The organism is Pseudomonas sp. 2FG (genome assembly GCF_005502935.1).
GTDB lineage: Bacteria > Pseudomonadota > Gammaproteobacteria > Pseudomonadales > Pseudomonadaceae > Aquipseudomonas.
Map to the genome: position 1 here is coordinate 309,669 of NZ_SCMP01000004.1, position 10,189 is coordinate 319,857.

Annotated in this window: 6 protein-coding genes; 4 read left to right on the top strand and 2 right to left on the bottom strand. The window is 62.6% G+C overall.

Annotated features, from left to right (window positions below; genetic code table 11):
• The first annotated feature begins 165 nt into the window (after positions 1-165).
• From FFS13_RS19885 to FFS13_RS06570, 3 genes are all read left to right on the top strand, one after another.
• The gene (locus FFS13_RS19885; protein ID WP_137818293.1) at positions 166-5,256 is read left to right on the top strand and encodes a calcium-binding protein; all 5,091 of its coding nucleotides are present in this window, start codon (positions 166-168) and stop codon (positions 5,254-5,256) included.
• A 403-nt stretch (positions 5,257-5,659) separates the two neighbouring features.
• Positions 5,660-6,139, top strand: coding sequence for an Lrp/AsnC family transcriptional regulator (locus FFS13_RS06565; protein WP_137818294.1), 480 nt, complete (start codon positions 5,660-5,662; stop codon positions 6,137-6,139).
• 227 nt (positions 6,140-6,366) lie between these two features.
• Positions 6,367-6,570, top strand: a complete 204-nt coding sequence (locus FFS13_RS06570) for a DUF2788 domain-containing protein (RefSeq protein ID WP_137818295.1) — start codon at positions 6,367-6,369, stop codon at positions 6,568-6,570.
• Positions 6,571-6,738: 168 nt separating this feature from the next.
• On the opposite strand, the gene FFS13_RS06575 is transcribed toward FFS13_RS06570, so the two are convergent.
• The gene (locus FFS13_RS06575) at positions 6,739-7,308 is read right to left on the bottom strand and encodes a pseudouridine synthase (protein WP_171006437.1); all 570 of its coding nucleotides are present in this window, start codon (positions 7,306-7,308) and stop codon (positions 6,739-6,741) included.
• A 159-nt stretch (positions 7,309-7,467) separates the two neighbouring features.
• Between FFS13_RS06575 and FFS13_RS06580 the strand changes: the two genes are divergently transcribed.
• Positions 7,468-8,514 carry an MBL fold metallo-hydrolase gene (locus tag FFS13_RS06580; protein ID WP_137818297.1) on the top strand — a complete coding sequence of 349 codons (1,047 nt, stop codon included), beginning with the start codon at positions 7,468-7,470 and terminating at the stop codon, positions 8,512-8,514.
• On the opposite strand, the gene amn is transcribed toward FFS13_RS06580, so the two are convergent.
• Positions 8,511-9,992, bottom strand: a complete 1,482-nt coding sequence (gene amn, locus FFS13_RS06585; protein WP_137818298.1) for an AMP nucleosidase — start codon at positions 9,990-9,992, stop codon at positions 8,511-8,513. The two genes, FFS13_RS06580 and amn, sit on opposite strands and share 4 nt — an antisense overlap.
• Positions 9,993-10,189 lie beyond the last annotated feature (197 nt).

Genomic DNA, 10,189 nt, shown 5'->3' on the forward strand with positions numbered 1-10,189 from the left:
CTTCGTCTAGGTATTCATCTGAATGCACTAAACGTGAACCGAACCAGGAACGGCCGTACATCGGCATCTTGCCGAAACAGCCCGAACATTCTACTGTTGCCACCACCATTAGCAGCACCCTTCAGAAGCTCACTACTTGCGGCCGGACGGCCAAGGATTAATTAGATGCCTAACGCAGCCCCTACATCCGACAACGTCACCCTTACCGGGGTAACCGAAGACACCGCAAGAGTCATTGCGAGCGCTGACTTTCCCTTCACCGACGCCGATTTAGAAACTCTGCAAGAGATCCAAATCACCACCCTGCCAACGGCAGGAACCCTGAAGCTAAACGGCGTTGACGTCACGCTCAACCAGGTCATTAGCCTGGCTGACTTAGACGCTGGTCTGCTCGTCTACCTCCCGGCCAGCAATACCTATGGCAACGGCCTGACCGGCTTTGGCTTCAAGGTATCCGATGGCACTGAGTTTTCAGCGGCGGCGTACAGCCTGACGCTCGATGTCACAGGGGTCCCCGATGACGAGACTATCACCGGCACCTCAGGCAACGACACACTCAATGGCGACCTAATCGATGCGGAAGGCACCGACACCATCTATGGCGGCGCTGGCGATGACAGCCTGAATGGCCTGCTCGGCAACGATGTACTGTTTGGCGAGGCCGGCAACGACGCGCTGGACGGTGGCGCGGGCGACGACAGCCTGAGCGGCGGTCTTGGCGACGACAGCTATGTGGTCGACAGCCTCGACGACCAAATCATCGAGTCCTTCGACGAAGGCACCGATAGCGTCCAGTCGTCGGTGAACTGGATCCTCGGCGACCACCAGGAAAACCTCACGCTGACCGGCACGGCCATCAACGGCTTCGGCAACGAACTTAACAACCTGATCACCGGCAACGCGTCTAACAACCTGCTCAACGGTGGCCTCGGCGACGACACCCTGATCGGTGGCCTGGGCAATGACACCTACGTGGTCGACAACGTCCTCGACGTGGTCACTGAACTCAGTGATCAGGGCACCGACACCGTGCAAACCTCGATAACCTGGACCCTGGGTGACAATCTCGAGAACCTGACCCTAACGGGCAGCGGTGCTGCCAATGGCACCGGTAACACACTGAATAACGTGTTGACCGGCAATACCAACGCCAACATCTTGGACGGCGGCGCTGGCGATGACACCCTGATCGGCGGCGCAAGCAACGACACCTACTTGGTCGACAGCATTGGCGACGTGGTCACCGAGCTTAGCTCCCAAGGTACCGATACCGTCAGCGCATCGCTGGACTGGACCCTCGGTAGCAACCTCGAAAACCTCACGCTGACCGGCACCGCCATCAGCGGCACCGGCAACACGCTGAACAACGTTCTGACCGGCAATGCCAGCGCCAACAGCCTGAGCGGCGGCGCCGGCAACGACACCCTGAACGGCGGCGCCGGTAATGACACCCTCACCGGCGGCACGGGTGACGACACCTACGTGGTCGACAGCGCTAGCGATGTGATCACCGAACTCAGTGGTGAGGGCACGGACACTGTGCAGTCCTCGCTGACCTATACCTTGGACAGCAGCAACCTGGAGAATCTGACCCTGACCGGCGCCACCGTTATCAACGGCACCGGCAACACGGCGGACAACGTTCTGACCGGCAACAGCGCGGCCAACGTGTTGGATGGCGGCGCCGGTAACGACTCCATGATTGGCGGCACCGGCAACGATACTTATATCGTCGACAGCACCAGTGACGTAGTCACCGAGACAAGCAGCCTCAGCACCGAACTCGACAGCGTAACCGCCTCGGTAAACTGGACCCTCGGCAACAACGTTGAGAATCTCACCCTGACAGGTGCGGCCATCAGCGGCACCGGCAACACCCTGGCCAACGTCCTGACCGGCAACGCCAACGCCAACGCCTTGATTGGCAACGCCGGCAATGACACCCTGGATGGCGCAGCCGGTGCCGACACCCTCACCGGCGGCCTTGGTGACGATACCTACGTGGTCGACGACCTGGGCGATGTGATCACCGAGGCTAGCGCCGAGGGTACCGACACCGTTCGATCCTCGCTCACTTACACCCTCGGCGCCAACGTCGAGAAGCTAACGCTGACCGGCAGCAATGCCATCAACGGCACCGGCAACACCCTGGCCAATACCTTGACCGGTAACGGCGCGGCCAACCTGCTGGATGGTGGCAGCGGCGCCGATAGCCTAATCGGCGGCGCCGGCAACGACACCTATGTAGTCGATAACGTCAGCGACCTAGCCACCGAAGCCCTCAACGAGGGTACCGACACTGTTCAATCCTCGGTGACCTTGGCCCTGGGCAGCAATCTGGAAAATCTGACCCTGACCGGCGTCGCTGCTATCAACGGCTCCGGCAACACGCTGGACAACACCCTGACCGGCAACAGCGCGGCCAACACGCTGAACGGTGGCATAGGCAACGACACCCTGATCGGCGGCCTGGGCAATGACACCTATGTCGTCGACAGCACCCTCGACGTCGTCACCGAGGCCCTCAATGAGGGGACCGACACGGTGCAATCGGCACTGACCTGGACCCTGGGCAGCAACCTGGAAAATCTGACCCTGACCGGCGCCAGTGCGATCAACGGCACCGGCAACGCGCTGGCCAATACCCTGACCGGCAATACTGCCGCCAACACCCTGGACGGCGGCACCGGTGACGACACCCTGATCGGCGGCGCCGGCAACGATATCTACATTGTCGACAGCACACTCGACGTCGTCACCGAGGCCGCGTCCGCAGGCACCGACTCGGTTCAATCCTCGGCGACCTTTACCCTTAGCGCCAACGTGGAGAGCCTGACGCTGACCGGCGCCAGTGCGATCAACGGCACCGGCAACACGCTGGACAACACCCTGACCGGCAATACTGCCGCCAACACTCTGGACGGCGGCACCGGTAACGACACCCTGATCGGCGGCCTGGGCAATGACACCTATGTCGTCGACAGCACCCTCGACGTCGTCACCGAGGCCCTCAATGAGGGTACCGACACGGTGCAATCGGCACGGGCCTGGACCCTGGGCAGCAACCTGGAAAATCTGACGCTGACCGGTGCCGCCGTTATCAACGGCACCGGTAACACGCTGGCCAATACCCTGACCGGCAACAGCGCAGCCAACGTCCTGGATGGGGGCACCGGCAACGACTCCCTGATCGGCGGCCTGGGCAACGATACCTACGTGGTCGACAGCATCAGCGACCTGATCAGCGAAACCAGCAGCCTGAGCACCGAGATTGATAGCGTATCGTCCTCGGTGAACTGGACCCTCGGCGCCAACCTGGAGAAGCTGACGCTGACCGGTGCCGCCGTTATCAACGGCACCGGCAACACGCTGGCCAATACCCTGACCGGCAACAGCGCGGCCAACGTCCTGGATGGTGGCGCCGGCATCGACACCCTGATCGGCGGTCTGGGCAATGACACCTATGTCGTCGACAACACCGCCGACGTGATCAGCGAAACCAGCGCCCTGACTACCGAGATTGACAGCGTGCAATCGTCGGCGACCTTTACCCTTGGCGCCTATGTGGAGAATCTGACGCTAACCGGCGCCGCCGCTATCAACGGCACCGGCAACACGCTGGCCAATACCCTGACCGGCAACAGCGCGGCCAACGTCCTGAACGGCGGCACCGGCATCGACACCCTGATCGGCGGCCTGGGCAATGACACCTATGTCGTCGACAACGCCGCCGACGTGATCAGCGAAACCAGCACCCTGACCACCGAGATTGACAGCGTGCAATCGTCGCTCAGCTGGTCTCTCGGCGCCAACCTGGAGAAGCTGACCCTGACCGGCGCCAGTGCCATCAACGGCACCGGCAACACGCTGGCCAATACCCTGACCGGCAACAGCGCAGCCAACGTCCTGAATGGGGGCACCGGCAACGACACCCTGATCGGCGGCCTGGGCAACGACACCTATATTGTCGACAGCATCAGCGACCTGATCAGCGAAACCAGCACCCTGACCACCGAGATCGATAGCGTATCGTCCTCGGTGAACTGGACCCTCGGCGCCAACCTGGAGAAGCTGACGCTGACCGGTGCCGCCGTTATCAACGGCACCGGCAACACGCTGGCCAATACCCTGACCGGCAACAGCGCGGCCAACGTCTTGAATGGTGGCGCCGGCATCGACACCCTGATCGGCGGTCTGGGCAATGACACCTATGTCGTCGACAACACCGCCGACGTGATCAGCGAAACCAGCGCCCTGACCACCGAGATTGACAGCGTGCAATCGTCGGCGACCTTTACCCTTGGCGCCAACCTGGAAAATCTGATGCTGACCGGTGCCGCCGTTATCAACGGCACTGGCAACACGCTGGCCAATACCCTGACCGGCAACAGCGCGGCCAACGTCCTGAGTGGTGGCACCGGCATCGACACCCTGATCGGCGGCCTGGGCAACGACACCTATGTCGTCGACAACGCCGCCGACGTGATCAGCGAAACCAGCACCCTGACCACCGAGATCGATAGCGTATCGTCCTCGGTGAACTGGACCCTCGGCGCCAACCTGGAGAAGCTGACACTCACCGGTGCCGCCGTTATCAATGGCACCGGCAACACGCTGGCCAACACCCTGACCGGCAACAGTGCGGCCAACGTCCTGAATGGTGGCACCGGCATCGACACCCTGATCGGCGGCCTGGGCAATGACACCTACGTGGTCGACAACGCCGCCGACGTGATCAGCGAAACCAGCGCCGTGACCACTGAAATCGACACGGTTCAGTCCTCGGTCAGCTGGACCCTCGGCGGCAACCTGGAGAACCTGACGCTAACTGGCGCTGCAGCCAGCAATGGCACCGGTAACGGCCTTAACAACACGATCATCGGCAACTCGGCCGCTAACGTGCTGACGGGCGGCATCGGCCTCGACAAGCTCACCGGCGGCAGCGGCGCCGACCGTTTCGACTTCAACGCATTCAGCGAGATGGGCGTGAGCACCCTGCGCGATGTCATCAACGACTTCAAAACAGCAGAGGCGGACAAGATCGACCTGTCGACACTGGATGCCAACCTGGTAACCACCGGGGACCAGGCCTTCACCTTCATTGGCACGACAGCGTTCAGCGCAACCGACGCCACCGGCCAGGTGCGCTTTGCCAATGGCATCTTGTACGGCAGCAATGATGCTGACGCGACGGCCGAGTTTGAAATCCAGCTGATAGGGGTGACGACACTAGGCGCGACCGATCTGATTGCTTAACTAAGGCCTTCTAAAGCGCCCTTATCCCGCCCCATGCAGGATAAGGGCAATCTTAGGCCGTTAAGGCAAATCAGGACTTGTAGTAGAAAAAAGAAAAAGGGAGGTCAGCTGACCTCCCTTTTTCTTTTTCTACGTTCCCGGCAAAGCTCTTGCCGCTTTTCTCGCCCGCCTGGTTGGGCAGTGCGGACCCGGTGGCCGTGGCGACCCGGTGGGATCGGCGGCGTCGACGCGCCTGATTGGGCGAGCCGGGTGGACTCTTATGTCCGGGTCATTTAACTGAGGTAAAGCTTAGGCCTATTGGTGCAGCAGCGGATTGCTAAGATTGCTCAATACATGCATGCTCGCGCAATCTTTCACCAGCAAAGCACTATATGTCGCAATCAATGACAGGAGAGTGGCCGCCATGAACAAACTTGATCGTTATGACCTCAATATCTTGGCTGAATTGCAACGCGACGCACGCATCTCCAACCAGGAGCTGGCCGAACGCATCGGCCTCTCGCCCTCACCCTGTTCGCGACGGGTCAAGCAACTGGAGGACGACGGCTATATCCTCCGCCAGGTGGCGCTGCTGGATCGCAAGAAGCTCGGCCTGACGCTCACCGCCTACGTGCATATCGGCATGGATAGGCACACGCCGGAGCGTTTCGAGCATTTCGAGTCGGTGATCAACCAGTGCCCGGAAGTGCTCGAATGCAGCCTGGTGACCGGGATGGATGCGGATTACCAACTCAAGGTGGTGGTGCCGGATATGGATCACTATCAGAAATTCCTGCTCGGCCAACTGACCCGCATCGAGGGGGTCTCCAGCGTGCGCTCGAGCTTTGTCCTCAACCAGGTGATTTCCAGCACCCAGTTGCCGCTGCAGCACTTGCGCAACTAACCAAGCCGAGGCCCTGTGACGTAAGCGCGCAGGCCGACGAAGCCCCGGCGACGGCGGGGCAGCATCGCGTATAATTGCCGCCGTTTTGCTCTACCCCCGCGTGGCTCCGCCATAAGAGCCGAGGCTCATACAACAACAGCCAGCCATCACCCAGATGCCTGAGCGCCCGCCCCGCCGTTGCCAGCCCCAGAGGCTGGCGTTGTCTATCCATTTTGCTGGAGGTCGCGATGGAACCGGAAATGTTTGAAGAGTGGATGATGATCATCCTGGTCGGCGGCCTGGTGGCCTTTATGGCGTTTATCGTCTGGGATCTGGCGAAGAAGTCCAAAGCCGGCCGCTACGGCAGCATGATTTTGTTTCTCGCCCTGGGCCTCGGGGTGCTCGGCTTTGTGATCAAGACCGTGGTGATCGGTGGCCTCGAGGGCTTCTGACTTTCTGAGAGCCTGGCTGGGTAGAGTCCACAGGACAAAACCCAGCCCCCGATTAGCTGGGTTTCATGAGGTGCATCCATGCACCTCGCCCTACGGGCAGCTAAAGCTGTGCAAAACGGCTTTCCTGCCGTTTTGTCGCTACGCGCTACCCAGCCTACCTCGGCCGCCTCAATCGAGCTTCGCCGGTACCGCCTTCCACTCACCCAAGCCCAGGCCATCCAGGCTCCAGGGGCCGATACGCACCCGCACCAGGCGCAAAGTTGGCAGGCCGACTGCCGCCGTCATACGCCGCACCTGGCGGTTGCGCCCCTCACGGATCACCAGTTCCAGCCAGGCGGTCGGCACGCTTTTGCGAAAGCGCACCGGCGGGTTACGCGCCCACAGTTGCGGCTCAGCCAACTGCCGGGCTTCGGCCGGCAGGGTCGGGCCATCGTTCAGTTCGACTCCGTCACGCAGGCGTTGTAGCTGCTCCGCCGTCGGCTCGCCCTCGACCTGCACCCAGTAAGTCTTGGCCAGCTTGTGCTTGGGGTCGGCGATGCGCGCCTGCAATTGGCCGTCATTGGTCAGCAGCAACAGACCCTCGCTGTCGCGATCCAGGCGCCCGGCCGGGTAGATGCCGGGCAGCGGGATGAAATCCTTCAGCGTCGCGCGGCCTTCGCCGTCACTGAACTGGGTCAGCACATCGAAGGGCTTGTTGAACAGGATCAGCTGCGGCTCGGCCGGCGGCGCCTTGGCCACTCGGCGTGGGGCGGCGGGCTTGCCCTGGGGTTTCGCGGCAGGATGACGAGGGGCGGAACGCGGTGGACGGGGCATGATTACAAAAGGTGTCGGGGCACAGGCAAAAGTGAGCGGCCATGCTAGGTTGAGCAGCATCCTCACGGCAAGAGTAAAGCCGCCATGCCCCGTCCCTTGCGCCCGACTTGGTTGCTCAACCTGCTGACGCTGCTCGGCCGCGACGGCAGTCCCTATCGAGGCCCGGCGTCCGAGCACTTCGACGGCGCACGCTTTCACAACCTCGAACCCACGCCGCATAAAAGCTTTGCCAGCTTTATGAAGTGGCAACTCAACAGCCCGCGGACCAAGTGGATCGAGCAACCCGGACCCGCCGTGCCGCCCGCGGTGCAGGAACGGGTAACCGGCGCGGAGTTGCACGTCACCTATATCAACCACGCCACCTTGCTGATCCAGCAGCACGGGCTGAACATCCTCACCGACCCGGTCTGGTCCAAGCGGGTCAGCCCGTTCAGCTTTATCGGGCCCAAGCGCCACCACCCGCCGGGGCTGAGCCTGGATCAGTTGCCGCCGATCGATCTGATTCTGGTCAGCCACAACCATTACGACCACCTGGATCTGCAGAGCCTGCGCCAGTTGGCCAAACGCTTCCCCGGCGCCAAGGTGGTGAGCGGCCTGGGCAATGGCGGGCTGATCCGCCAAACCGGTTTCACCGAGGTGGTCGAAGTGGATTGGTGGCAGTCGCTACCCCTGAACCCCGAGCTGACGCTGCATGCAGTGCCGGTGCAGCACTGGTCGGCGCGCACGCGCGCCGATACCAACCGGACGCTGTGGCTGGGCTTCGTCCTGCAATCGGCGCACGGGCCGCTGTTATTCCCCGGTGACAGTGGCCTCGGCCCGGAATTTCAGCTGATTCATGAGCGCTTCGGCCCCTTGCGTTTCGCCGCGCTGCCGATTGGTGCCTACGCCCCGCGCTGGTTTATGCGCGACCATCACATGAACCCAGATGACGCGGTGCAGGCTCACCGGCAGTTGGCCGCGCAGAACAGCATGGCCATCCACTTCGGCACCTTCAACTTGACCGACGAAGGCCAGTTCGCCCCGCCGGCCGACTTGGCCAAGGCGCTGGCCGAACGACAAGTAGACCCCAGCAGCTTCCGGGTGCCGACGCCCGGCGAGCAGTGGCGGGTGCCGCCGCTACACCTCGATTAGCGAAACGGCGGCTCGTCGAAGCTGCGCAGCTTGCGCGAGTGCAGCGAGTTGAGCTGGTTACGCAGCAGCTCCAGGGCGGCGATGCCGATATGCAAATGTTGGGTCACCGCACGTTCATAGAAGGCCCCGGCCGCGCCGGGCAGTTTGATCTCGCTGTGCAGCGGCTTGTCCGACACGCACAACAGGGTCCCGTAGGGCACCCGCAGGCGATAACCCTGGGCGGCGATGGTGCCGCTCTCCATGTCCACCGCCACCGCCCGCGCCAGGTTGATCAACGGCCGCTCCTGGGCCCAGCGCAGCTCCCAGTTGCGGTCGTCGTAGGTCAGCACGGTGCCGGTGCGCAGGCGCCGTTTCAGCGCCTCGCCACGCTCGCCGGTGATGGTCGCCGCGGCTTCCTGCAAGGCCATCTGCACCTCGGCCAGGGCCGGAATCGGGATGTTCGGCGGCACCACCCGATCGAGGATGCCGTCGCGGCGCATATAGGCGTGGGCCAACACGTAGTCACCGATGGTCTGCGATTGGCGCAGGCCGCCGCAGTGGCCGATCATCAGCCAGCAGTGCGGGCGCAGCACGGCCAAATGGTCGGTGATGTTCTTCGCGTTGGACGGGCCGACGCCGATATTGACCAGGGTCACGCCATGCCCGTCGGTGGCGATCAGGTGGTAGGCCGGCATCTGGTAGCGGTGCCAGACCACCGCGTCGGCCACCGCCTGAGCATCCTCGTCGGAGGTGCCGCGCTCGATAATGACGTTGCCCGGCAGCACCATGCGCACATAACGCGGATTGTCGCGCAGCTGCGCCAGGCCGTGGCGAATGAACTGATCGACGTAGCGGTGGTAGTTGGTCAGCAAAATCCACGGCTGCACATGCCGCCAGTCGCTACCGGTGTAATGCACCAGCCGGCGCAGGGAGAAGTCCACCCGCGCCGCATCGAACAGCGCCAGCGGCAGGGGGTCGATGTTTTCCCAGTCGTACAGGCCGTCGGCGATGCCATCCGAGGCCGCCGACAGGTCGGTGCTGGGGAACACCCGCGCCAACTCCGCCGCCGTCACCCCGGAGCCGGCCAGCTCATCGCCTTGCTCCACCACGTAGGGATAGGGAATGTTCTGCTGGCTGACGCCGACTTCGACCTGCACGGTGAAATCGCTCATCAGCGGGCGCAATTGCTCCAGCAGATAGTTACGAAACGCCGCCGGATGAGTGACTGTGACGCTGTAGGTGCCCGGCACCTGCACCTTGGCGTAGGCGCGCACGGTGGTCGGCACCTCACCCTGGCACAGGTAGGTCAGGCGCAGTTCCGGATAACGGAACCGGCTGTGCTGGCTGGCGTCGGGTTTGATGCGATCTTTCAGGTAGTTTTTGAGGGCCAGGCTTAGCCCGTTGGTGGCCCGCTCATGCAGGGCGGCGAGCCGGTCTACCGCCTCTTCAGCGGTGTGGGCGACAACAAAGGCTTCGGTGGTGCTGGTCACGGTGGGCATTCCTGTCTGATCACGCAGATTTCTATCTTGCCTGCATCGTCGAGAAAAGACATGACCGCAAGCCTGCTTATCGAGCGGGGCGGATAACTCACCGCGTTATCCGCCCCGCTCGCGGTCACCAAGTGACTTACAGCAGGTGCGGAGTCGCCCGCGCCACCAGCGCCTCGACATCCACGCCGCGCGGCAGGGTGCCGTAC

Excerpts from the sequence above, each read along its gene's own strand:
- FFS13_RS19885 (WP_137818293.1), top strand. The coding sequence starts at position 166 with ATGCCTAACGCAGCCCCTACATCCGACAACGTCACCCTTACCGGGGTA.
- FFS13_RS06565 (WP_137818294.1), top strand. The coding sequence starts at position 5,660 with ATGAACAAACTTGATCGTTATGACCTCAATATCTTGGCTGAATTGCAA.
- FFS13_RS06570 (WP_137818295.1), top strand. The coding sequence starts at position 6,367 with ATGGAACCGGAAATGTTTGAAGAGTGGATGATGATCATCCTGGTCGGC.
- FFS13_RS06580 (WP_137818297.1), top strand. The coding sequence starts at position 7,468 with ATGCCCCGTCCCTTGCGCCCGACTTGGTTGCTCAACCTGCTGACGCTG.
- amn (WP_137818298.1), bottom strand. The coding sequence starts at position 9,992 with ATGCCCACCGTGACCAGCACCACCGAAGCCTTTGTTGTCGCCCACACC.